The organism is Citrobacter freundii complex sp. CFNIH4 (genome assembly GCF_002934505.1).
Classification (GTDB): domain Bacteria; phylum Pseudomonadota; class Gammaproteobacteria; order Enterobacterales; family Enterobacteriaceae; genus Citrobacter; species Citrobacter freundii.
Genome location: NZ_CP026231.1, coordinates 779,694 through 802,099, shown reverse-complemented (window position 1 = coordinate 802,099; position 22,406 = coordinate 779,694). Strand labels below are relative to the sequence as shown.

Sequence of the window (22,406 nt, the reverse complement as noted above, 5' to 3'; positions counted from 1 at the left end):
TTGTATTAACTAACATGAGAACCCATACGACGCCATGAGCGACGACAATTCACACAGTAGTGACACCTTAAACAGCAAAAAGGGATTTTTTTCCCTGTTACTGAGCCAACTTTTCCACGGTGAACCGAAAAACCGCGACGAACTGTTGGAGCTGATCCGTGATTCCGGGCAAAACGACCTTATCGATGAAGATACGCGCGATATGCTCGAAGGGGTAATGGATATTGCGGACCAACGCGTGCGCGACATCATGATCCCTCGCTCTCAGATGATTACCCTGAAACGCAACCAGACCCTGGATGAATGTCTCGATGTCATTATCGAGTCTGCTCACTCGCGTTTCCCGGTGATTAGCGAAGACAAGGATCACATTGAAGGGATTCTGATGGCCAAAGATTTGCTGCCGTTTATGCGCAGCGATGCCGAAGCCTTCAGCATGGAGAAAGTGTTACGCCAGGCGGTTGTCGTACCTGAAAGCAAGCGGGTTGACCGCATGCTGAAAGAGTTCCGCTCCCAGCGTTATCATATGGCTATCGTCATCGACGAGTTTGGCGGTGTCTCAGGTCTGGTGACCATTGAGGACATCCTTGAACTGATTGTCGGTGAAATTGAAGATGAGTACGACGAAGAAGACGATATTGATTTCCGTCAGCTCAGTCGCCACACCTGGACTATTCGCGCGCTGGCATCGATTGAAGACTTCAACGAAGCTTTCGGGACCCACTTTAGCGACGAAGAAGTCGATACCATTGGCGGGCTGGTCATGCAGGCCTTTGGTCATCTGCCCGCGCGTGGGGAAACTATCGACATTGATGGTTACCAGTTTAAAGTGGCAATGGCCGACAGCCGCCGTATTATTCAGGTTCATGTCAGAATTCCGGACGACTCACCCCAGCCAAAACTGGACGAATAAACCCGAAACTGGATCTAAGACTACATGGCATTTGCCCCATTAATTGAACGCCAGCGCATTCGCCTGCTGCTGGCGTTATTATTCGGTGCCTGCGGGACACTGGCTTTCTCACCGTATGACATCTGGCCCGCTGCGATTGTTTCGCTGATGGGCCTGCAGGCTCTCACCTTCAACCGCCGTCCGCTCCAGTCTGCCGCTATCGGCTACTTCTGGGGACTGGGACTGTTTGGCTCAGGCATCAACTGGGTTTACGTCAGTATCGCGCAGTTTGGCGGTATGCCCGGCCCGGTTAACATTTTCCTCGTGGTTCTGCTTGCCGCATACCTTTCCCTCTACACCGGTCTGTTTGCCGGCGTGTTGGCGCGCTTGTGGCCGAAAACCACCTGGCTGCGGGTGGCAATTGCCGCGCCGGTAGTCTGGCAAATCACGGAATTCCTGCGCGGTTGGGTACTGACCGGCTTCCCGTGGCTGCAGTTCGGTTATAGCCAGATCGACGGTCCGTTAAAGGGGCTGGCGCCGGTAATGGGCGTTGAGGCGATTAACTTCCTGCTGATGATGGTTAGCGGCCTGTTGGCGCTGGCGCTGGTGACACGTAACTGGAAGCCGCTGGTTTTCGCATTCGTGCTCTTTGCTCTGCCTTTTCCACTGCGCTATATCCAGTGGTACACGCTTGAGCCGGAAAAAACCACCCAGGTCTCGATGGTGCAGGGCGACATTCCGCAGTCGCTTAAATGGGATGAAGGTCAGTTACTCAACACCCTGAAGATTTATCTCGACGCCACCCAACCCGAGATGGGCAAATCACAGCTAATCATCTGGCCAGAATCCGCTATTCCGGATCTGGAAATTAACCAGCAGCGTTTTCTGAGCATGATGGATGACCTGCTGAAATCGAAAAACAGCACACTGATTACCGGTATCGTGGACGCGCGTCTGAACAAGCAGAATCGTTACGACACCTACAACACCATCATCACACTGGGTAAAGATAGTCCATACAGCTACGACTCCAGCAACCGCTACAACAAAAACCATCTGGTACCGTTTGGCGAGTTTGTCCCGCTGGAATCAATCCTGCGCCCGCTGGCGCCGTTCTTTGACCTGCCAATGTCATCGTTCAGCCGTGGGCCTTATGTGCAGCCGCAGCTGCATGCGCACGGCTTTAAGCTGACGGCTGCCATTTGCTACGAAATCATTCTTGGCGAACAGGTTCGGGATAACTTCCGTCCGGATACGGACTACCTGCTGACTATCTCCAACGATGCCTGGTTTGGTAAGTCCATTGGACCGTGGCAGCACTTCCAGATGGCGCGGATGCGTTCCCTTGAGCTGGCGCGCCCCCTGTTGCGTAGCACCAACAATGGTATTACGGCGGTGATTGGTCCCCAGGGTGAGATTCAGGCGATGATCCCGCAGTTTACCCGTCAGGTTCTGACCACCAGCGTGACGCCAACCACTGGCCTGACCCCTTATGCCCGTACCGGTAACTGGCCGCTCTGGCTGCTGACCGCACTGTTTGGCTTTGGTGCGGTGGTAATGAGCCTGCGCCAACGTCGCAAATAAAACAGTGCCCCATCAACTTCATGCCGGATAAGGCGGTACGCCGCCATCCGGCAGTTGTGCAGCATCTTGCCTGATGGCGCTACGCTTATCAGGCCAACTCCCCTCCAAAAGACCATTCTGGCACGTCTATTGCTTTGTTCTACAAGGCAAACGCTGTTTTGGCTGAATGTGCAACCTGGTCGCACCAAAGTTGAGCGCCGGTAGCACCTGAAAAGTGCAACAAGATATTTTTGCCCCCAAATGGTGCGGCGCACTTCGCAAAAATAAACAATAACACAGCAAATTCTTTACATTCATCCAAACTAAATGTTAACAAACACATACAAGACTGCACGTTTTAGTAGCAAACAATAACAACATCACAATGGGTATCAATGCGTCCCTGGCGCAGACGATAAAGGAGTTGGATATGCAATTACGTAAGCTCGCCACTGCCATGCTGGTCATGGGAATGTCCGCCGGTCTGGCGCACGCAGAAGACGCAGCACCCGCGGCAGGCAGCACGCTGGATAAGATCGCCAAAAATGGCGTGATCGTTGTCGGTCACCGTGAATCATCGGTACCGTTTTCTTACTACGATAATCAGCAAAAAGTGGTCGGTTATTCACAGGATTACTCCAACGCGATCGTTGAAGCGGTGAAGAAAAAGCTGAACAAGCCCGATCTGCAGGTAAAACTGATCCCGATTACTTCACAAAACCGTATCCCGCTGCTGCAAAACGGCACCTTCGACTTTGAATGTGGATCCACCACCAACAACGTCGAGCGTCAGAAACAAGCAGCCTTCTCTGACACCATTTTCGTTGTCGGTACCCGTCTGCTGGCGAAAAAAGGCGGCGACGTCAAAGATTTCGCTGACCTGAAAGGCAAAGCCGTGGTCGTGACTTCAGGTACCACCTCAGAAGTGCTGCTGCACAAGCTGAACGAAGAACAAAAAATGGACATGCGCATTATCAGCGCGAAAGACCACGGTGACTCTTTCCGTACTCTGGAAAGCGGTCGCGCCGTTGCCTTTATGATGGATGACGCCCTGCTGGCTGGCGAACGCGCGAAAGCGAAGAAACCAGACAACTGGGAGATCGTTGGCAAGCCACAGTCTCAGGAAGCTTACGGCTGCATGCTGCGCAAAGATGACCCTGAGTTCAAAAAGCTGATGGATGACACTATCGCCAAGGCGCAGACCTCAGGCGAAGCTGAGAAATGGTTTGATAAGTGGTTTAAAAATCCAATTCCACCGAAGAACCTGAACATGAATTTCGAACTGTCAGATGAGATGAAAGCCCTGTTCAAAGAACCGAATGATAAAGCGCTTAACTAACTAAAATAAATGGGAGGCTTCCCCTCCCTCTCGATTGCTACTCGGCACGGACAGACTATAAGCCTGATGGTCGTTCCCCATCAGGCCTGAAAACCGCAAAACGCCGAATAACAATCTTCGAGGGTAGCGCTGCTACCCTTTTTTTTCTGGAGTAGATTTATGTCTATAGACTGGAACTGGGGTATTTTTTTACAACAGGCCCCGTTCGGCAACACCACCTATCTCGGCTGGCTCTGGAGTGGTTTCCAGGTCACGGTCGCGTTATCTATCACCGCCTGGATTATCGCTTTCCTCATAGGCTCTTTATTCGGCATCTTACGTACCGTCCCAAATCGTTTCCTTTCCGGGATCGGCACGCTATACGTTGAGCTGTTTCGTAACGTTCCGCTCATCGTTCAGTTCTTTACCTGGTATCTGGTCATTCCTGAACTGCTGCCGGAAAACATTGGCATGTGGTTCAAGTCGGAACTGGATCCCAACATTCAGTTCTTCCTCTCATCCATGCTTTGTCTGGGGCTGTTTACCGCCGCGCGCGTCTGTGAGCAGGTTCGCGCAGCGATTCAGTCCCTGCCTCGCGGGCAGAAAAACGCCGCGCTGGCGATGGGGCTGACTTTGCCGCAGGCCTACCGCTATGTGCTGCTGCCAAACGCATACCGCGTGATTGTTCCGCCAATGACCTCAGAGATGATGAACCTGGTGAAGAACTCCGCGATCGCCTCTACCATCGGCCTGGTCGATATGGCGGCGCAGGCGGGAAAACTATTGGATTACTCCGCCCACGCATGGGAGTCGTTTACCGCCATCACGCTGGCCTACGTCCTGATTAACGCCGTCATCATGCTGGTGATGAATCTCGTCGAACGCAAAATCCGCCTGCCTGGCAATTTGGGAGGCAAATAATGTACGAATTTGACTGGAGTTCTATCGTCCCTTCCCTGCCGTATCTGCTGGACGGGCTGATCATCACCCTGAAAATCACCGTTACGGCGGTCGTCATTGGTATTGTCTGGGGAACCATCCTTGCAGTAATGCGTCTGTCCAGCTTCGCGCCGATTGCCTGGTTTGCGAAAGGCTACGTCAACGTATTTCGTTCTATTCCGCTGGTCATGGTGCTGCTGTGGTTCTACCTGATTGTGCCCGGCTTTTTGCAAAACGTACTGGGTCTGTCGCCTAAAACCGATATTCGCCTGATCTCAGCGATGGTCGCGTTTTCGATGTTTGAAGCTGCGTACTATTCCGAGATTATCCGTGCCGGTATCCAGAGTATTTCTCGTGGGCAATCCAGCGCCGCGCTGGCGCTGGGGATGACACACTGGCAGTCGATGAAGCTGATCATTCTGCCACAGGCCTTCCGCGCGATGGTACCACTGCTGCTGACCCAGGGCATCGTACTGTTCCAGGATACCTCGCTGGTCTATGTATTGAGTCTGGCAGACTTCTTCCGTACCGCCTCCACCATTGGCGAGCGTGACGGCACACAGGTTGAAATGATCCTGTTTGCTGGCGCCGTTTATTTTGTATTCAGTCTGAGCGCATCGTTGTTGGTCAGCTATTTGAAGAAAAGGACAGTTTAATGATTACCCTGAAAAATGTTTCTAAATGGTATGGTCACTTTCAGGTGCTGACCGACTGCTCCACGGAAGTGAAAAAAGGTGAAGTGGTGGTGGTCTGCGGCCCGTCAGGTTCAGGTAAATCAACGCTTATCAAAACGGTAAACGGGCTAGAGCCGGTGCAACAGGGCGTCATCACCGTTGATGGTACCGTGGTGAATGATAAAAAAACCGATCTGGCCAAACTGCGCTCTCGTGTTGGTATGGTGTTCCAGCACTTTGAACTGTTCCCGCATCTGTCGATCATTGAGAACCTTACTTTGGCGCAGGTAAAAGTGCTTAAGCGCGATAAAAAGCCGGCCCGCGACAAAGCGCAAAAGTTACTGGAACGCGTTGGCCTGTCGGCACATGCCGAGAAGTTCCCGGCCCAACTCTCCGGGGGCCAGCAACAGCGTGTCGCTATCGCCCGGGCACTATGTATGGATCCTATTGCCATGCTGTTTGACGAACCGACATCGGCGCTTGATCCTGAAATGATCAACGAAGTACTGGACGTTATGGTTGAACTGGCCAATGAAGGGATGACCATGATGGTGGTGACCCATGAAATGGGCTTTGCGCGTAAAGTAGCGAACCGGGTGATCTTCATGGATGAAGGGAAAATTGTTGAAGACTCACCGAAAGAAGAGTTCTTCGCTAATCCGAAATCGGACCGCGCCAAAGACTTCCTCGCGAAAATCCTGCACTAATCTTGCTGGCGCGCATCTCCATGTGCGCGCCACCTCACGCTTTATCCCTTCGCCTCTCGAAACACATACAGCCCAGCGTTAACCTTGTCACAAAGTCCCACTTACAAGGAGCAACAATGGCACTTCCGATCCTGTTTGATTGCGATCCAGGTCATGACGACGCTATCGCAATTGTACTCGCCCTCGCCTCACCTGAACTGGATGTGAAAGCGATAACCTCGTCAGCCGGGAATCAGACTCCCGACAAAACGCTGCGTAACGTATTGCGCATGCTGACGTTGCTCAAGCGTACGGATATTCCCGTCGCCGGTGGCGCTGTGAAACCACTGATGCGCGATCTGATTATCGCCGATAACGTCCATGGCGAGAGTGGGCTGGATGGTCCGGCGCTGCCGGAACCCACTTTTGCTCCACAAGACTGTACCGCTGTGGAACTGATGGCGAAAACCCTGCGTGAAAGCCCGGAACCGATGACGATTGTCTCCACCGGCCCGCAAACTAACGTGGCATTGCTACTGAATAGCCATCCTGAGCTGCACGCCAAAATCGACCGTATCGTGATTATGGGTGGTGCAATGGGCCTCGGAAACTGGACACCCGCCGCCGAGTTCAACATCTTTGTGGATCCCGAAGCCGCGGAGATCGTATTCCAGTCGGGTATTCGGGTGGTGATGGCTGGTCTGGACGTGACGCATAAAGCGCAAATACATCGTGAAGATACCGAACGGTTCCGCGCTATTGGCAATCCTGTTTCAACGATCGTTGCTGAACTACTCGATTTCTTCTTTGAATATCACAAAGACGAAAAATGGGGATTCATCGGCGCACCGCTGCATGACCCATGTACCATTGCCTGGCTGCTGAAACCTGAACTGTTTACCACCGTTGAACGCTGGGTTGGCGTGGAAACTCAGGGGAAATATACCCAGGGAATGACCGTGGTGGACTACTACTTCCTGAGCGGCAATAAGCCAAACGCCACCGTGATGGTAGATGTTGATCGCCAGGGGTTTGTCGATTTGCTGGCAGAACGGCTGAAGTTTTACGCATAATACACGCCGGATGGCGCTAACGCTTATCCGGCCTACAAAATCGTGCAATTTGTAGGCCGGAGAAGACGCTTTGCGTCGCCATCCGGCAATAAGCAATTACGGTTCAAACGGTCGGCGCTGAAACTGATCGTGTCCGCATTTCGGACACAGCGGCAGCACATCCGGGGTGTAAACCGCTAAATGGAAGTGGCACTTCTCGCAGACCAGATTACCTAATCCGACCACCTCGCCGCTGTGATAAACACCGTGATGACTGAGGTCCTGGAACACTTCGCGCCATTCGAGCTGCGTTTTATCGGTAATATCGGCCAGTTCCTGCCAGATACTCTCCTTGATAACCCGCATAAAGACGCTGTCTGTCTCCTCATCGAGACTTTCTTCATAGCTCAGAGCAAACTCTTCCAGGTCACGTCTGACGGCCCGAGTGAGCTCTTCCACCTCGGTTCGCGTTAACTCCCCGGTCTGCATAACTCGTTGACGCGCCTGCTCCACCAACGCATCGATATCGCGTTCGCCATTACGCAGACGTTCGCTCAGTGAAGCTACCAGTTCACGGTAATATTGAGCAACCTTGTTCATCGCTTCGCCTCCTGGGTCGTTAACTGTCTATAATAATAGACGTTATTTACACTACGCTTTGCAAGACTGTCCACAGAGTGTGTAAATTCGTGCAAGAATTATCCTTGCGGGAATTCAACGCTGAATGCGCGAAAGGCTGTTTTGGCGCGGGCGTTTGGGCTATGCTATGCGGATCTGAAACACCACATCTAGAGCTACGTTTGTAGCTGTATTGAAAACAGGACCACTGGCTGCCATGCAAGAGCAATACCGCCCGGAAGAGATAGAATCCAAAGTACAGCTTCACTGGGATGAGAAGCGCACATTTGAAGTTACCGAAGACGAGAGCAAAGAGAAGTATTACTGCCTGTCTATGCTTCCCTATCCTTCTGGTCGACTACACATGGGCCACGTACGTAACTACACCATCGGTGACGTGATCGCCCGCTACCAGCGCATGCTGGGCAAAAACGTACTGCAGCCAATTGGCTGGGATGCGTTCGGTCTGCCAGCAGAAGGTGCTGCGGTTAAAAACAACACCGCGCCGGCACCGTGGACGTACGACAACATCGCATACATGAAAAACCAGCTCAAAATGCTGGGTTTCGGTTACGACTGGAGCCGTGAGCTGGCGACCTGCACCCCGGAATATTACCGTTGGGAACAGAAATTCTTCACCGAACTGTACAAAAAAGGCCTGGTGTACAAGAAAACGTCTGCGGTCAACTGGTGCCCGAATGACCAGACCGTACTGGCGAACGAACAGGTTATCGACGGATGCTGCTGGCGTTGTGATACCAAAGTCGAGCGTAAAGAGATCCCGCAGTGGTTCATCAAAATTACCGCTTACGCTGACGAACTGCTGCGTGACCTGGATAACCTGGATCACTGGCCTGACACCGTGAAAACGATGCAGCGCAACTGGATTGGCCGTTCTGAAGGCGTAGAAATCACCTTCGATGTGAACGATTACGACAACACGCTGACCGTTTACACAACCCGTCCGGACACCTTTATGGGTGCGACCTATCTGGCCGTTGCCGCAGGTCACCCGCTGGCGCAGAAAGCCGCTGCAAATAACCCGGAACTAGCCGCCTTCATTGACGAATGCCGCAACACCAAGGTTGCTGAAGCCGAAATGGCAACCATGGAGAAGAAAGGCGTCGACACGGGCTTTAAAGCCGTTCACCCGCTGACTGGCGAAGAGATCCCGGTTTGGGCAGCAAACTTCGTCCTGATGGAATACGGTACGGGCGCAGTCATGGCCGTTCCGGGCCACGATCAGCGCGATTACGAGTTTGCGACTAAATATGGCCTGACCATCAAGCCAGTAATTCTGACCGCTGAAGGCGCAGAGCCGGATCTGTCCGAACAAGCTTTGACCGAAAAAGGGGTGCTGTTTAACTCCGGTGAGTTTGACGGCCTCGACTTCGAAGCAGCCTTCAATGCCATTGCTGACAAGCTGGTGTCTCTTGGCGTGGGTGAGCGTAAAGTGAACTACCGTCTGCGTGACTGGGGTGTTTCCCGTCAGCGTTACTGGGGCGCGCCGATTCCGATGGTGACATTGGAAGACGGTACCGTACTGCCGACGCCAGAAGACCAGTTGCCGGTTATTCTGCCGGAAGACGTGGTTATGGATGGTATTACCAGCCCAATCAAAGCCGATCCGGAGTGGGCAAAAACCACCGTTAACGGCATGCCTGCACTGCGCGAAACCGACACTTTCGATACTTTTATGGAATCCTCCTGGTACTACGCGCGCTACACCTGCCCGCAGTACAACGAAGGGATGCTGGATCCAGAAGCTGCAAACTACTGGCTTCCGGTTGATATCTACATTGGTGGTATTGAACACGCCATCATGCACCTGCTCTACTTCCGCTTCTTCCACAAGCTGATGCGCGATGCGGGTATGGTCAACTCTGACGAACCGGCTAAACAGCTGCTGTGCCAGGGTATGGTGCTGGCCGATGCGTTCTATTACGTTGGTGCAAACGGTGAGCGTAACTGGGTTTCTCCGGTTGATGCCATCGTTGAGCGCGACGAGAAAGGTCGTATCGTCAAAGCTCAGGACGCAGAAGGCCATGAACTGGTGTATACCGGCATGAGCAAAATGTCCAAGTCGAAAAATAACGGTATCGACCCGCAGGTTATGGTTGAACGTTACGGCGCCGACACCGTACGTCTGTTCATGATGTTCGCTTCTCCGGCTGATATGACGCTGGAATGGCAAGAATCCGGCGTTGAAGGGGCGAACCGCTTCCTGAAACGTGTCTGGAAGCTGGTTTACGAACATACCTCCAAAGGTGATGTAGCTGAACTGAACGTTGATGTGTTGAGCGAAGACCAAAAAGCGTTGCGTCGCGACGTGCATAAAACCATTGCTAAAGTGACCGATGATATTGGTCGTCGTCAGACCTTTAACACCGCAATTGCGGCGATTATGGAGCTGATGAACAAGCTGGCGAAAGCACCGCAGGAAGACGAGCAGGACCGCGCCCTGATGCAGGAAGCGCTGCTGGCCGTTGTACGCATGCTCAACCCGTTCACCCCACACGTTTGCTTCACGATGTGGCAGGCGCTGAAAGGCGAAGGCGATATCGACAATGCGCCGTGGCCGGTAGCTGACGAAGCCGCAATGGTTGAAGACTCGACGTTGGTTGTTGTTCAGGTGAACGGTAAAGTCCGTGGCAAAATTACCGTTCCGGTAAATGCGACAGAAGAACAGGTTCGTGAACGTGCTGGCCAGGAGCATCTGGTGGCAAAATATCTTGATGGCGTTACCGTACGTAAAGTGATTTATGTACCGGGTAAACTCCTCAATCTGGTCGTTGGCTAAGCGCGGGAGGAAGCGTGCGACTTCTGACAACATTGTTGTTATCTCTGGCGGTGCTTGTCACCGCCGGGTGTGGCTGGCATCTGCGTAGTACTACGCAGGTTCCACCCTCAATGAAAACCATGATCCTGAACTCTGGCGATCCGAACGGCCCGTTAAGCCGTGCGGTCCGTAACCAGCTGCGTCTGAACGGTGTGACGCTGCTTGAAGACGGTACAATGCGTAAAGATGTGACGTCTTTACGTCTTGGCGCGGTCAGCATTTCGCAGGATACGGCGTCGGTATTCCAGAACGGTCAAACGGCTGAATACCAGATGGTGATGTCCGTAAGCGCTACCGTGCTGATTCCAGGACATGATATTTACCCTATCAGCGCAAAAGTTTATCGTTCGTTCTTTGACAACCCACAGGCTGCACTGGCGAAGGATAACGAGCAGGAGATGATCGTAAAAGAGATGTATGACAAAGCGGCTGAACAGTTAATTCGTAAGCTGCCAAGCATACATCTGGCTGATACTCTGTCATCCAATGCTGATGATGATGCTAAGCCAGCTGCGACAAAAGCCGCAGAGCCTGCGTCATCTCCGGCGCGTGTCTCCACCACGCTGGGTAACTGATGCTCAAGTTGTACCCTGAACAACTCCGCGCACAGCTCAATGAAGGGCTGCGCGCGGCGTATTTGCTCTTAGGTAACGATCCCCTCTTATTGCAGGAAAGCCAGGATGCCATCCGTCAGGCTGCTGCCACACAAGGGTTCGAAGAACACCACGCCTTCACTCTGGACAACAGCACCGACTGGGGAGAGATTTTTTCACTCTGCCAGGCGATGAGCCTGTTTGCCAACCGTCAAACCCTGCTCCTGCAACTGCCTGAAAATGGCCCCAATGCCGCCATTAACGAACAGCTCGCTTCACTCGTCACACTGCTACATAACGACCTGCTGCTGATTGTTCGTGGTAACAAGCTGACTAAAGCGCAGGAAAACGCCGCATGGTATACCGGACTTGCCAATAATGCGGTGCAGGTCAGCTGCCAGACGCCGGAGCAAGCACAGCTCCCACGTTGGGTCGCCGCGAGGGCTAAACTCAATAACCTGCAACTGGATGACGCAGCCAATCAGCTGTTGTGCTATTGCTATGAAGGTAACCTGTTAGCACTGGCGCAAGCGCTGGAACGGTTAGCATTGCTTTGGCCTGATGGCAAACTAACGCTGCCTCGCGTAGAAAAAGCCGTTAACGATGCGGCGCACTTTACCCCGTTCCACTGGGTGGATGCGCTGCTGATGGGCAAAAGCAAACGCGCGCTGCACATTCTGCAACAGCTACGTCTGGAAGGCAGTGAGCCGGTTATTTTGCTGCGTACGATACAGCGTGAATTGCTGTTGCTGGTCAACCTAAAACGGCAGTCGGCGAATACCCCCTTGCGCACGTTGTTTGATAAACACCGGGTGTGGCAAAATCGCCGAGGCATGATGGGTGATGCGCTAAACCGGCTGAACCCGGCACAGCTGCGTCAGGCGGTAACGCTGTTAACGCGTACGGAAATTACGCTTAAACAAGACTATGGTCAGTCAGTGTGGGCGGAACTTGAGGGACTGTCCCTTTTGCTCTGCCATAAATCACTGGCCGATGTTTTTATTGATGGTTGATATGAAATCATTGCAGGCTCTGTTCGGCGGCACCTTTGATCCGGTGCATTATGGTCATCTTAAACCGGTTGAAATTCTGGCGAATCTGATTGGTCTTTCCCGGGTCATCATCATGCCCAATAACGTGCCGCCGCATCGTGCGCAGCCTGAAGCGTCCGGTGAGCAACGTAAGCGCATGGTTGAACTGGCCATTGCTGATAAACCGCTGTTTTCCTTGGATGAACGCGAACTGAAACGCGACACGGCCTCCTACACCGCGCAAACGCTAAAAGAGTGGCGCGAGGAACAAGGCCCGAATGTGCCGTTAGCGTTTATCATTGGTCAGGATTCGCTGCTGACCTTCCCTTCCTGGCACGACTACCACACGATTCTGGATAATACCCATCTCATCGTATGCCGACGTCCAGGTTATCCTCTCGAAATGACGCAGGAAAAGCACCAGCAATGGCTGGAAGATCACCTGACTCATTCGCCGGATGACCTGCACAACCTGCCTTGCGGGAAAATCTACCTGGCCGAAACGCCGTGGTTCAACATCTCCGCCACGCTCATTCGCGAGCGACTGGAAAAAGGCGAGCCGTGCGACGACCTGATGCCAGGCGCAGTGCTTGACTATATTAATCAGCAGGGGTTGTACCGCTAAGCGTGTTGTTTAATGCCGCCAGCAGGCGGTCATTTTCTTCCTGACTGCGAACAGCAACTCGGTAATAACGCGCGTCCAACCCAGGGTAATTGGCACAACTGCGAATCAAGACATGCTGTTCCAGCAACATCCGTTGCAAATCAATATCCGCGCGATCGCAGCGTAATAAACGATAATTTGCCTGGCCGGGATACACCGTCAGGCCGGGCAGGTTTTGTAGCAGCTGCTCAAACCGCGCTCCCTCTTGTTCCAGCCATTTCCACGTCGCCTGCTGATAAGCGCTGTCGCGTAAAATAATCTCGCCGGCCAGAGCAGCAAACGCATTAATTGACCACGGCATTTGTCGGCTGCGCATTTGTACAACGGCCTGCTCGTTACTGTTGACCAGATACCCCAGACGCAGCCCCGGTATCGCATAGAACTTGGTGAGCGAGCGCAGCACCCAAATATGCGGGTTATCCCGAAGTAGCGGAATAAACCCCGGCTCCCCGGCAATAAAATCGATAAACGCTTCATCAAGGATCAGATTGATCCCAAGCCGCTCACAACGTAAGGCAATCTCACGTAGCAGGCGGTTATCCGGTAGTAACCCGGTGGGGTTGTTGGGCGTGCAGAGAAACAGGCAGTCCAGCTCTGAGGTTAACGCATCGAGGATCGCATCGGTAAGCTGCCAGCCATCGTCTTCGCGCAGCGCAAACTCATGGATCGTACAGTCTCCCCATTGCAGCGCCCGACGATATTCAGCAAACCCAGGCGTCACGATCATCGCGTGACGTGGCTTCAGGCCATCTACCAGGGTAAAAATAGACTCGGTCTCACCGTTTCCGGCCAGGATCCACGAGGCCGGAATCTGATGATGCTCCGCCAGCGCTGCATGCAGTTGCGCGTAATCGACATCCGGGTAACGCTCCGCGCAGTCCATATTGTCGATAATTGCGCGTTTTAAACCTGCTGGCATACCCAGCGGATTAATATTTGCGCTAAAATCCAGCAATTGCTCAGGCGAGACGCCCAACAGTTCGGCGGCTTCTCGGGTATTACCACCATGCGCGCTCTTCAATAAAGACATCGTGCCGCTCCACGTAAAAAAAGGTATTTTAGTGAAAAATCTCTGCGCAATCAGGGCAAACATCATGTTTTGTGCGAATAACCCCAAGAGGAAAAAATGAGACTCTGGTTGGTACGTCATGGCGAAACTGAAGCCAACGTCGCGGGTTTATATAGCGGCCACGCTCCCACACCACTAACAGAACGGGGAATAGCTCAGGCGCAAACGCTGAGTACGCTGTTACGCGATGTGCCTGTCGACAACGTTCTGTGCAGCGAGCTGGAGCGCGCCCGCCATACAACGCAGTTGATCTTAGGCGATCGCGAGATTCCTGTGCGTAACATGCCTGAGCTCAATGAGATGTTTTTTGGCGACTGGGAAATGCGCCACCATCGCGATCTGGCGCGCGAAGACGCCGAAAACTACGCCGTGTGGTGTAACGACTGGCAGAACGCGACGCCCACTAATGGCGAAGGTTTTCAGGCATTTTCCCTGCGCGTGGAACGCTTCATTGCTCAACTCGATGATTACAAAATGTGCCAAAACCTGCTGGTAGTGAGCCATCAGGGTGTATTGAGCGTGTTGATCGCCCGTTTGTTGTCCATGCCGGCAGCAGCAATGTGGCATTTTCGCGTCGAACAAGGTTGCTGGAGCGCGATTGATTTTTGCGACGATTTTGCGGTTCTGAAAGTACTTAACAGCCGGGCTGTATGGCACGACGGAGAGTGAAAGCACTGTTTTTTCTGCCGAAGGGCTTCTCTCCCATTGACACCCCATGACAGGCTGTTATTCTCCGCAACCTGACTTTTCCCGCCCTTCAGAGCTTTGCAGAAATTGTTTTACAAAAATGGCGATGCATTCTGCGGCGTGGGGTGGGATGATAGCGCACTTCACAAGCGCTTTCGGAGACATTTGTCCCGATATCGCCTCTGGTTCAGGTATACTAACAGACGTTTTTAACTCTTTTCACCCAGGGGGAACACTTGCAGGGTAAAGCACTTCAGGATTTTGTAATCGACAAAATTGATGACCTGAAAGGTCAAGACATCATCGCCTTAGACGTTCAGGGCAAATCCAGCATCACTGATTGCATGATTATCTGTACTGGCACGTCCAGCCGTCATGTAATGTCTATCGCAGACCACGTTGTTCAGGAGTCCCGCACTGCTGGTCTGCTGCCGCTCGGCGTAGAAGGCGAGAACGTCGCAGACTGGATCGTCGTTGACCTCGGTGATGTGATTGTCCACGTGATGCAGGAAGAAAGCCGTCGCCTGTATGAACTGGAAAAACTCTGGAGTTAATGCGTGAAGCTGCAACTTGTCGCTGTGGGTACGAAAATGCCTGACTGGGTGCAAACCGGTTTTACGGAGTATCTCCGTCGGTTTCCGAAAGATATGCCCTTTGAGCTGATCGAAATCCCGGCAGGAAAACGCGGCAAGAACGCGGATATTAAACGCATTCTCGACAAAGAGGGTGAACAGATGCTGGCTGCCGCAGGCAAAAACCGCATCGTCACCCTTGATATCCCTGGCAAACCCTGGGACACGCCGCAGCTGGCGACCGAACTGGAACGCTGGAAACTGGACGGTCGTGACGTCAGTTTGTTGATTGGTGGGCCGGAAGGTCTTTCTCCTGCCTGTAAAGCAGCAGCGGAACAAAGCTGGTCACTCTCAGCGTTAACCCTTCCTCACCCTCTTGTTAGGGTTCTGGTTGCGGAGAGTCTGTACAGGGCGTGGAGCATTACCACCAACCATCCTTATCACCGTGAGTGATCATTGATTCTTGAGTAGATTAAGCAGCGGATGAAACTACAGAATTCTTTTCGCGACTATTCGGCTGAGTCTGCGCTGTTTGTGCGCCGGGCGCTGGTCGCTTTTTTGGGGATTTTGCTGCTCACCGGCGTGCTGATCGCCAACCTTTATAATCTGCAAATCGTTCGCTTTACTGATTATCAGACCCGCTCGAACGAAAACCGCATCAAACTGGTGCCTATCGCCCCCAGTCGCGGCATTATTTATGACCGTAACGGAATCCCGCTCGCCCTTAACCGCACCATTTATCAGATAGAAATGATGCCAGAAAAGGTCGACAACGTTCAGGATACCCTCGACGCGCTGCGTAACGTCGTAGACCTGACGGACGATGACATTGCCGCTTTTAAAAAAGAGCGCGCCCGTTCACACCGTTTCACATCCATTCCGGTAAAAACTAACCTGAGTGAAGTTCAGGTCGCACGCTTTGCCGTTAATCAATATCGCTTTCCTGGCGTCGAAGTTAAAGGTTATAAACGCCGCTACTACCCCTACGGCTCTGCGCTGACCCATGTCATTGGCTACGTATCAAAAATCAACGATAAAGACGTAGACCGCCTGGACAAAGACGGCAAACTGGCTAACTACGCGGCGACGCACGACATCGGCAAGCTGGGTATTGAACGTTATTACGAAGATGTACTTCACGGCCAGACCGGTTATGAAGAGGTTGAGGTGAACAACCGCGGCCGCGTCATTCGCCAGCTGAAAGAAGTGGCGCCGCAGGCCGGGCACGATATCTATCTCACCCTCGATTTGAAACTCCAGCAGTACATTGAAACGCTGCTGGCGGGCAGTCGAGCCGCCGTGGTGGTTACCGACCCGCGTACCGGCGGCGTTCTCGCGCTGGTGTCCATGCCGAGCTACGACCCGAACCTGTTTGTCGATGGTATCTCCAGTAAAGATTACTCCGGGTTGCTCAATGACCCGAACACCCCATTGGTTAACCGCGCCACGCAGGGTGTTTACCCTCCTGCTTCGACAGTTAAACCTTACGTCGCGGTTTCTGCATTAAGTGCAGGTGTCATCACCCGCAATACTGGTCTGTTCGATCCAGGTTGGTGGCAATTACCGGGCTCTGAAAAACGTTACCGTGACTGGAAAAAATGGGGGCACGGCCATCTGAACATCACCCGTTCTCTGGAAGAGTCGGCGGATACGTTTTTCTATCAAATCGCCTATGATATGGGGATAGACCGACTTTCAGAGTGGATGAGCAAATTCGGCTACGGCAAATATACGGGCATCGATCTCGCTGAAGAACGCTCCGGCAATATGCCAACCCGCGAGTGGAAGCAAAAACGGTTTAAAAAGCCATGGTACCAGGGTGATACCATTCCGGTCGGCATCGGTCAGGGTTACTGGACTGCAACCCCAATCCAGATGAGTAAAGCGCTGATGATCCTTATCAACGACGGTTTGATAAAAGTTCCGCATTTGTTGATGAGCACGGCAGAAAATGGCAAGCAGGTTCCGTGGGTACAGCCGCACGAACCGCCCGTTGGTGATATTCATTCTGGATACTGGGAAATCGCGAAAGACGGCATGTACGGTGTAGCAAACCGCCCTAACGGTACTGCGCACAAGTATTTCGCTAGCGCACCTTACAAAATTGCGGCGAAATCCGGTACTGCCCAGGTCTTTGGCCTGAAAGCCAATGAAACCTATAACGCGCACAAGATCGCCGAGCGCTTACGTGACCACAAGCTGATGACGGCCTTCGCACCCTATGATAAGCCCCAGGTTGCTGTCGCCATAATCCTTGAAAACGGTGGCGCGGGCCCGGCTGTGGGTACCATTATGCGCCAGATCCTTGACCACATTATGTTGGGCGACAACAACACCAATCTGCCTGCAGAAAACCCCGCGGTTGCAGCAGCGGAGGACCAATAATCGTGACGGATAATCCGAACAAAAAAACATTCTGGGACAAAATCCACATCGATCCCACGATGTTGCTTATTTTGCTGGCGCTGCTGGTTTACAGCTCGCTGGTCATCTGGAGTGCCAGCGGCCAGGATATCGGCATGATGGAGCGCAAGGTCGGCCAGATCGCAATGGGCCTGGTCATCATGGTGGTGATGGCGCAAATCCCGCCCCGGGTTTATGAAGGCTGGGCACCCTATCTCTATATTTTCTGCATCATCCTGTTGGTGGCGGTAGATGCCTTCGGCGCGATATCCAAAGGGGCGCAGCGCTGGCTGGATTTGGGTATTGTGCGTTTTCAGCCTTCCGAAATTGCCAAGATTGCCGTGCCGCTGATGGTCGCACGCTTCATCAACCGTGATGTTTGCCCGCCATCGCTAAAAAATACCGCCATTGCACTGGTGCTGATATTTATGCCCACCCTGCTGGTGGCCGCTCAGCCTGACCTCGGTACCTCAATACTGGTCGCCCTTTCCGGTCTGTTTGTTCTGTTCCTTTCTGGTTTAAGCTGGCGTTTAATCGGTGTTGCGGTGGTTCTGGTTGCGGCGTTTATCCCGATACTGTGGTTCTTCCTGATGCATGATTACCAGCGTCAGCGCGTCATGATGTTGCTCGATCCGGAAACCGATCCACTGGGTGCGGGTTATCATATTATTCAGTCTAAAATTGCTATTGGCTCCGGCGGTCTACGCGGCAAGGGCTGGCTGCACGGTACGCAGTCGCAGCTTGAATTTTTACCCGAACGTCACACGGACTTTATCTTCGCGGTACTAGCAGAAGAGCTGGGTCTGGTAGGGATCTTAATTCTGCTTGCGCTGTACATTTTGCTGATTATGCGCGGATTATGGATCGCTGCCCACGCGCAAACCACCTTTGGTCGCGTCATGGCAGGTGGTTTAATGTTGATATTATTCGTTTATGTCTTCGTAAATATTGGTATGGTGAGCGGTATTCTGCCCGTGGTTGGCGTTCCTCTCCCACTGGTCAGTTACGGAGGCTCGGCACTTATCGTGCTGATGGCCGGGTTCGGGATTGTTATGTCGATCCACACCCATAGAAAAATGTTGTCGAAAAGCGTGTAAGGGGTACGCAATGCGTAAGCAGTGGCTTGGTATCTGCATCGCAGCAGGAATGCTCGCGGCGTGTTCGAGTGATGATGGTCAGCAACAGGGTGCTGTCGCGCCGCAGCCTGCGGTGTGCAATGGTCCGATTGTTGAAATCAGCGGGGCCGATCCGCGCTTTGAACCCCTGAACCCAACGGCGAATCAGGACTATCAACGTGATGGTAAGAGCTACAAAATCGTCCAGGATCCTTCCCGCTTTAGCCAGGCAGGACTTGCCGCTATCTATGATGCGGAACCCGGAAGCAACTTAACCGCGTCTGGTGAAGCGTTCGACCCGATGCAACTGACCGCAGCGCATCCCACTCTGCCAGTCCCAAGCTATGCCAGAGTAACTAACCTGGCAAACGGCAGGATGATTGTCGTGCGCATAAACGATCGCGGCCCTTATGGCAACGATCGCGTGATTTCACTTTCACGTGCAGCAGCAGACCGTCTGAATACCTCCAACAACACCAAAGTGCGTATCGACCCGATCATCGTCGCCCAGGATGGTTCATTGTCCGGTCCGGGTATGGCGTGTACGACAGTCGCAAAGCAAACCTATGCCCTGCCCGCGCGTCCTGATTTAAGCGGTGGCGGTAATATGGGAAGTATGCCTTCGCCATCGGATGCGGGTCAGCCGCAAGGCGATATTCGTCCGATCAGCAACTCCACGCTGAAAAGCGATGATCCAACCGGTGCGCCAGTGAACAGCGGTGGATTCCTCGGTGCGCCAACCACCCTCGCCGCAGGCGTGCTGGAAGGTAGCGAGCCGACTCCGGCTCCGCAACAGACCATCTCCGCACCGGCAACACCAACCGCACCAGCAGCAACACCAACCGCCGTCGCGGCACCAGCTCCAGCGGCAGTAGCCAACGGACGTTACGTGGTTCAGGTTGGCGCAGTCAGCGAGCAGTCGCGTGCGCAGCAGTATCAAAAACGTTTAAGCCAGCAGTTTGGCGTCCCAGGTCGGGTGGTACAAAATGGCGCAGTCTGGCGTATCCAGATGGGGCCGTTCGCCAGCAAAGCTGAAGCCTCCACATTGCAGCAGCGTCTTCAATCCGAGGCGCAATTACAGTCCTTCATCACCGGCGTGTAATAACGTAAATCAGGTATCTGAACTGTCAGTTTCTGTAAATGACATTAACAAAGTCACGCGGAAAGTCAGATGCCTGCCCGTTTTGCATTTGCTATAGTAGGGCACTTTTTTAAATTTCATCACGGACGTCGTAGTTCAGACCATGAAGACCACTTTTTCCGCTCGTTTCGTGCAGCGTATGGCGCTCACCGCGGCTCTCTGCGCAGCTTCTCTCTCTGCTGCCCATGCCGATGACCTGAATATTAAAACCATGATCCCGGGTGTTCCGCAGATCGATGCGGAGTCATATATCCTGATTGATTACAATTCAGGCAAAGTTCTGGCAGAACAGAATGCGGACACTCGCCGCGACCCCGCCAGTCTGACCAAAATGATGACCAGCTACGTCATCGGCCAGGCGATGAAAGCCGGCAAGTTCAAAGAAACCGATCTGGTCACTGTCGGCAATGACGCCTGGGCTACAGGTAACCCGGTCTTTAAAGGTTCATCGTTGATGTTCCTGAAACCTGGAATGCAGGTTCCTGTTTCCCAGTTGATCCGTGGTATCAACCTACAATCCGGGAATGACGCGTGTGTGGCAATGGCGGACTTCGCAGCCGGTAGCCAGGATGCTTTCGTCGGTCTGATGAACAGCTATGTGAACGCGCTGGGCCTGAAAAACACCCACTTCCAGACCGTTCATGGTCTCGATGCTGACGGTCAGTACAGCTCGGCTCGCGACATGGCGATGATTGGCCAGGCCCTGATTCGTGACGTGCCTAACGAATACTCTATCTATAAAGAAAAAGAGTTCACCTTTAACGGTATTCGTCAGTTAAACCGTAACGGCCTGCTGTGGGATAACAGCCTGAATGTCGACGGTATCAAAACCGGTCACACCGACAAAGCTGGCTATAACCTCGTTGCATCCGCAACCGAAGGCCAGATGCGTCTGATCTCCGCCGTTATGGGGGGGCGCACCTATAAAGGCCGTGAAACTGAAAGTAAAAAACTGCTGACCTGGGGCTTCCGTTTCTTTGAAACCGTGAATCCACTGAAAGTGGGTAAAGAGTTTGCTTCAGAACCAGCCTGGTTTGGTAATACCGATCGTGCATCGTTAGGCGTCGATAAAGATGTCTACCTGACTATTCCGCGCGGCCGCATGAAAGATCTGAAAGCAAGCTATGTGCTGAACACCACAGAACTGCATGCACCGCTGCAGAAAAACCAGGTTGTTGGCACCATCAACTTCCAGTTGGATGGCAAAACCATCGAACAGCGCCCGCTGGTAGTCCTGCAGGAAATCCCTGAAGGCAACTTCTTTGGGAAAATCATTGATTACATTAAATTAATGTTCCATCACTGGTTTGGCTAAAAATCGAACACTTGAAAGTGTGATTTACGTCCCCATATACTAGGTATCCAGATAACTCCCACACGCTGTGGGAGTTATTATTTATTGATGTAACGCCGGAGCTGACATGAAAACCAAACTTAACGAACTGCTTGAATTCCCTACTCCATTTACTTACAAAGTAATGGGGCAGGCGTTGCCTGAGCTGGTTGATCAGGTGGTTGAAGTGGTACAGCGCCATGCGCCAGGTGATTACTCTCCGACGGTAAAACCGAGCAGCAAAGGCAACTACCACTCGGTCTCAATCACTATTACTGCTACACACATTGAGCAGGTTGAAACGCTGTACGAAGAATTGGGTAATATCGATATCGTACGCATGGTACTGTAAAAACCTGTTGGTTACCCGCTGCATCCCCGCTCGGGTAACCCCTCCCTCCTGTGATATACTTTTCCCCCTCTTTTATATTCTCTACTCTATGTGAGTATCTACGGAGATGCCGTTTTGTATCAGGATAAAATTCTGGTCCGCCAGCTCGGTCTTCAACCTTACGAGCCAGTTTCTCTGGCCATGCACGAATTCACCGATACCCGCGATGAAAACAGTTATGACGAAATCTGGCTGGTAGAGCATTATCCTGTTTTTACCCAGGGTCAGGCAGGTAAAGCAGAGCACGTACTGATGCCGGGCGATATTCCGGTGATCCAGAGCGATCGTGGCGGCCAGGTGACCTACCACGGGCCGGGCCAGCAGGTCATGTATGTGCTGTTGAACCTGAAGCGTCGCAAACTTGGCGTTCGTGAACTGGTTACGCTGCTGGAACAAACCGTCGTCAATACACTTGCGGAAATCGGCATTGATGCCCACCCGCGAGCCGATGCGCCTGGCGTATACGTCGGGGAGAAGAAAATCTGCTCTTTGGGATTACGTATTCGTAGAGGATGTTCGTTTCACGGCTTAGCGCTCAACGTGGATATGGATTTATCGCCTTTCCTGCGTATCAATCCTTGTGGTTACGCCGGAATGGAGATGGCGAAAGTATCGCAGTGGGATAGCGCAGCCACGACCGAGAGCGTTCGCCCACGCCTGCTGGCCAACATATTAGCGCTGTTGGGTAACCCACCGCACGAGTACGTTGCAGACTGAAAATACGGTCATACTTTGCCACGGCAAATGTTGTGGCAAATGGCACAAAACAACAACTATTTTACATTTTGCCAGCCTGTCAGGCTGCTTTCTGGCCCGTTTCAATGAT

At 52.8% G+C, this 22,406-nt stretch carries 22 protein-coding genes; 20 read left to right on the top strand and 2 right to left on the bottom strand.

The window, feature by feature from the left end:
• Positions 1-34 precede the first annotated feature (34 nt).
• The 7 genes from corC (at position 35) to rihA (ending at position 7,145) form a co-directional block, all read left to right on the top strand.
• On the top strand, positions 35-913 hold the full coding sequence (gene corC, locus C2U41_RS04055) for a CNNM family magnesium/cobalt transport protein CorC (RefSeq protein WP_003847383.1): 879 nt from the start codon (positions 35-37) through the stop codon (positions 911-913).
• 24 nt (positions 914-937) lie between these two features.
• On the top strand, positions 938-2,476 hold the full coding sequence (gene lnt, locus C2U41_RS04050; protein WP_048241389.1) for an apolipoprotein N-acyltransferase: 1,539 nt from the start codon (positions 938-940) through the stop codon (positions 2,474-2,476).
• A 409-nt stretch (positions 2,477-2,885) separates the two neighbouring features.
• Positions 2,886-3,794 (top strand): glutamate/aspartate ABC transporter substrate-binding protein GltI, encoded by a 909-nt coding sequence (gene gltI / locus C2U41_RS04045; protein ID WP_003022762.1) that lies wholly within the window; start codon positions 2,886-2,888, stop codon positions 3,792-3,794.
• 159 nt (positions 3,795-3,953) lie between these two features.
• Entirely contained in the window at positions 3,954-4,694 is a 741-nt protein-coding gene (gene gltJ, locus C2U41_RS04040) for a glutamate/aspartate ABC transporter permease GltJ (RefSeq protein ID WP_003022759.1), read from the top strand.
• Positions 4,694-5,368 carry a glutamate/aspartate ABC transporter permease GltK gene (gene gltK / locus C2U41_RS04035; protein WP_003022757.1) on the top strand — a complete coding sequence of 225 codons (675 nt, stop codon included), beginning with the start codon at positions 4,694-4,696 and terminating at the stop codon, positions 5,366-5,368. The genes gltJ and gltK overlap by 1 nt, the downstream gene beginning before the upstream one ends.
• Entirely contained in the window at positions 5,368-6,093 is a 726-nt protein-coding gene (gene gltL, locus C2U41_RS04030) for a glutamate/aspartate ABC transporter ATP-binding protein GltL (protein WP_003022754.1), read from the top strand. Before gltK ends, gltL begins: the two co-directional genes overlap by 1 nt.
• 116 nt (positions 6,094-6,209) lie before the next feature.
• Positions 6,210-7,145, top strand: a complete 936-nt coding sequence (gene rihA, locus C2U41_RS04025) for a pyrimidine-specific ribonucleoside hydrolase RihA (RefSeq protein WP_016149782.1) — start codon at positions 6,210-6,212, stop codon at positions 7,143-7,145.
• Between the two features lie 96 nt (positions 7,146-7,241).
• Here rihA and C2U41_RS04020 read toward each other — a convergent pair whose 3' ends face one another.
• A complete protein-coding gene (locus C2U41_RS04020) occupies positions 7,242-7,724 on the bottom strand; it encodes a zinc ribbon-containing protein (protein WP_003022748.1) in 483 nt (160 codons plus the stop codon).
• 235 nt (positions 7,725-7,959) lie between these two features.
• Here C2U41_RS04020 and leuS point away from each other — a divergent pair, with 235 nt between their 5' ends.
• From leuS to nadD, 4 genes are read left to right on the top strand one after another with little or no spacing between them, the layout of a single operon-like run.
• On the top strand, positions 7,960-10,542 hold the full coding sequence (gene leuS / locus C2U41_RS04015) for a leucine--tRNA ligase (protein WP_016149781.1): 2,583 nt from the start codon (positions 7,960-7,962) through the stop codon (positions 10,540-10,542).
• Positions 10,543-10,556: 14 nt separating this feature from the next.
• A complete protein-coding gene (gene lptE, locus C2U41_RS04010; protein WP_016149780.1) occupies positions 10,557-11,156 on the top strand; it encodes an LPS assembly lipoprotein LptE in 600 nt (199 codons plus the stop codon).
• Positions 11,156-12,187 carry a DNA polymerase III subunit delta gene (gene holA / locus C2U41_RS04005; protein WP_003022740.1) on the top strand — a complete coding sequence of 344 codons (1,032 nt, stop codon included), beginning with the start codon at positions 11,156-11,158 and terminating at the stop codon, positions 12,185-12,187. The genes lptE and holA overlap by 1 nt, the downstream gene beginning before the upstream one ends.
• Before the next feature lies 1 nt (position 12,188).
• Positions 12,189-12,830: a nicotinate-nucleotide adenylyltransferase gene (nadD, locus tag C2U41_RS04000; RefSeq protein WP_003022738.1), complete on the top strand. Its 642-nt coding sequence runs from the start codon at positions 12,189-12,191 to the stop codon at positions 12,828-12,830.
• Here nadD and cobD read toward each other — a convergent pair.
• Positions 12,805-13,899, bottom strand: a complete 1,095-nt coding sequence (cobD, locus tag C2U41_RS03995) for a threonine-phosphate decarboxylase CobD (RefSeq protein WP_016149778.1) — start codon at positions 13,897-13,899, stop codon at positions 12,805-12,807. The two genes, nadD and cobD, sit on opposite strands and share 26 nt — an antisense overlap.
• Before the next feature lie 96 nt (positions 13,900-13,995).
• Here cobD and C2U41_RS03990 point away from each other — a divergent pair, with 96 nt between their 5' ends.
• The 9 genes from C2U41_RS03990 (at position 13,996) to lipB (ending at position 22,297) form a co-directional block, all read left to right on the top strand.
• Positions 13,996-14,607, top strand: coding sequence for an adenosylcobalamin/alpha-ribazole phosphatase (locus C2U41_RS03990; protein ID WP_016149777.1), 612 nt, complete (start codon positions 13,996-13,998; stop codon positions 14,605-14,607).
• A 254-nt stretch (positions 14,608-14,861) separates the two neighbouring features.
• A complete protein-coding gene (gene rsfS / locus C2U41_RS03985; protein WP_003022728.1) occupies positions 14,862-15,179 on the top strand; it encodes a ribosome silencing factor in 318 nt (105 codons plus the stop codon).
• A 3-nt stretch (positions 15,180-15,182) separates the two neighbouring features.
• Positions 15,183-15,650: a 23S rRNA (pseudouridine(1915)-N(3))-methyltransferase RlmH gene (gene rlmH / locus C2U41_RS03980; protein WP_003022725.1), complete on the top strand. Its 468-nt coding sequence runs from the start codon at positions 15,183-15,185 to the stop codon at positions 15,648-15,650.
• Positions 15,651-15,680: 30 nt separating this feature from the next.
• Positions 15,681-17,582, top strand: a complete 1,902-nt coding sequence (gene mrdA, locus C2U41_RS03975; RefSeq protein WP_003022722.1) for a peptidoglycan DD-transpeptidase MrdA — start codon at positions 15,681-15,683, stop codon at positions 17,580-17,582.
• Between the two features lie 2 nt (positions 17,583-17,584).
• Positions 17,585-18,697 (top strand): peptidoglycan glycosyltransferase MrdB, encoded by a 1,113-nt coding sequence (mrdB, locus tag C2U41_RS03970; protein WP_003022718.1) that lies wholly within the window; start codon positions 17,585-17,587, stop codon positions 18,695-18,697.
• A gap of 10 nt (positions 18,698-18,707) precedes the next feature.
• Positions 18,708-19,817, top strand: coding sequence for an endolytic peptidoglycan transglycosylase RlpA (gene rlpA, locus C2U41_RS03965; RefSeq protein ID WP_032936889.1), 1,110 nt, complete (start codon positions 18,708-18,710; stop codon positions 19,815-19,817).
• Positions 19,818-19,959: 142 nt separating this feature from the next.
• Positions 19,960-21,171, top strand: a complete 1,212-nt coding sequence (dacA, locus tag C2U41_RS03960) for a D-alanyl-D-alanine carboxypeptidase DacA (RefSeq protein ID WP_003022711.1) — start codon at positions 19,960-19,962, stop codon at positions 21,169-21,171.
• 106 nt (positions 21,172-21,277) lie between these two features.
• Positions 21,278-21,541: a DUF493 family protein YbeD gene (ybeD, locus tag C2U41_RS03955; protein WP_003022706.1), complete on the top strand. Its 264-nt coding sequence runs from the start codon at positions 21,278-21,280 to the stop codon at positions 21,539-21,541.
• Between the two features lie 114 nt (positions 21,542-21,655).
• Positions 21,656-22,297 carry a lipoyl(octanoyl) transferase LipB gene (gene lipB / locus C2U41_RS03950; RefSeq protein WP_003022703.1) on the top strand — a complete coding sequence of 214 codons (642 nt, stop codon included), beginning with the start codon at positions 21,656-21,658 and terminating at the stop codon, positions 22,295-22,297.
• Positions 22,298-22,406: the final 109 nt, after the last annotated feature.

Bases quoted from the DNA above. Each gene is read 5' to 3' on its own strand.
- corC (WP_003847383.1), top strand. From the start codon at position 35: ATGAGCGACGACAATTCACACAGTAGTGACACCTTAAACAGCAAAAAG.
- lnt (WP_048241389.1), top strand. From the start codon at position 938: ATGGCATTTGCCCCATTAATTGAACGCCAGCGCATTCGCCTGCTGCTG.
- gltI (WP_003022762.1), top strand. From the start codon at position 2,886: ATGCAATTACGTAAGCTCGCCACTGCCATGCTGGTCATGGGAATGTCC.
- gltJ (WP_003022759.1), top strand. From the start codon at position 3,954: ATGTCTATAGACTGGAACTGGGGTATTTTTTTACAACAGGCCCCGTTC.
- gltK (WP_003022757.1), top strand. From the start codon at position 4,694: ATGTACGAATTTGACTGGAGTTCTATCGTCCCTTCCCTGCCGTATCTG.
- gltL (WP_003022754.1), top strand. From the start codon at position 5,368: ATGATTACCCTGAAAAATGTTTCTAAATGGTATGGTCACTTTCAGGTG.
- rihA (WP_016149782.1), top strand. From the start codon at position 6,210: ATGGCACTTCCGATCCTGTTTGATTGCGATCCAGGTCATGACGACGCT.
- C2U41_RS04020 (WP_003022748.1), bottom strand. From the start codon at position 7,724: ATGAACAAGGTTGCTCAATATTACCGTGAACTGGTAGCTTCACTGAGC.
- leuS (WP_016149781.1), top strand. From the start codon at position 7,960: ATGCAAGAGCAATACCGCCCGGAAGAGATAGAATCCAAAGTACAGCTT.
- holA (WP_003022740.1), top strand. From the start codon at position 11,156: ATGCTCAAGTTGTACCCTGAACAACTCCGCGCACAGCTCAATGAAGGG.
- nadD (WP_003022738.1), top strand. From the start codon at position 12,189: ATGAAATCATTGCAGGCTCTGTTCGGCGGCACCTTTGATCCGGTGCAT.
- cobD (WP_016149778.1), bottom strand. From the start codon at position 13,899: ATGTCTTTATTGAAGAGCGCGCATGGTGGTAATACCCGAGAAGCCGCC.
- C2U41_RS03990 (WP_016149777.1), top strand. From the start codon at position 13,996: ATGAGACTCTGGTTGGTACGTCATGGCGAAACTGAAGCCAACGTCGCG.
- mrdA (WP_003022722.1), top strand. From the start codon at position 15,681: ATGAAACTACAGAATTCTTTTCGCGACTATTCGGCTGAGTCTGCGCTG.
- rlpA (WP_032936889.1), top strand. From the start codon at position 18,708: ATGCGTAAGCAGTGGCTTGGTATCTGCATCGCAGCAGGAATGCTCGCG.
- dacA (WP_003022711.1), top strand. From the start codon at position 19,960: ATGAAGACCACTTTTTCCGCTCGTTTCGTGCAGCGTATGGCGCTCACC.
- ybeD (WP_003022706.1), top strand. From the start codon at position 21,278: ATGAAAACCAAACTTAACGAACTGCTTGAATTCCCTACTCCATTTACT.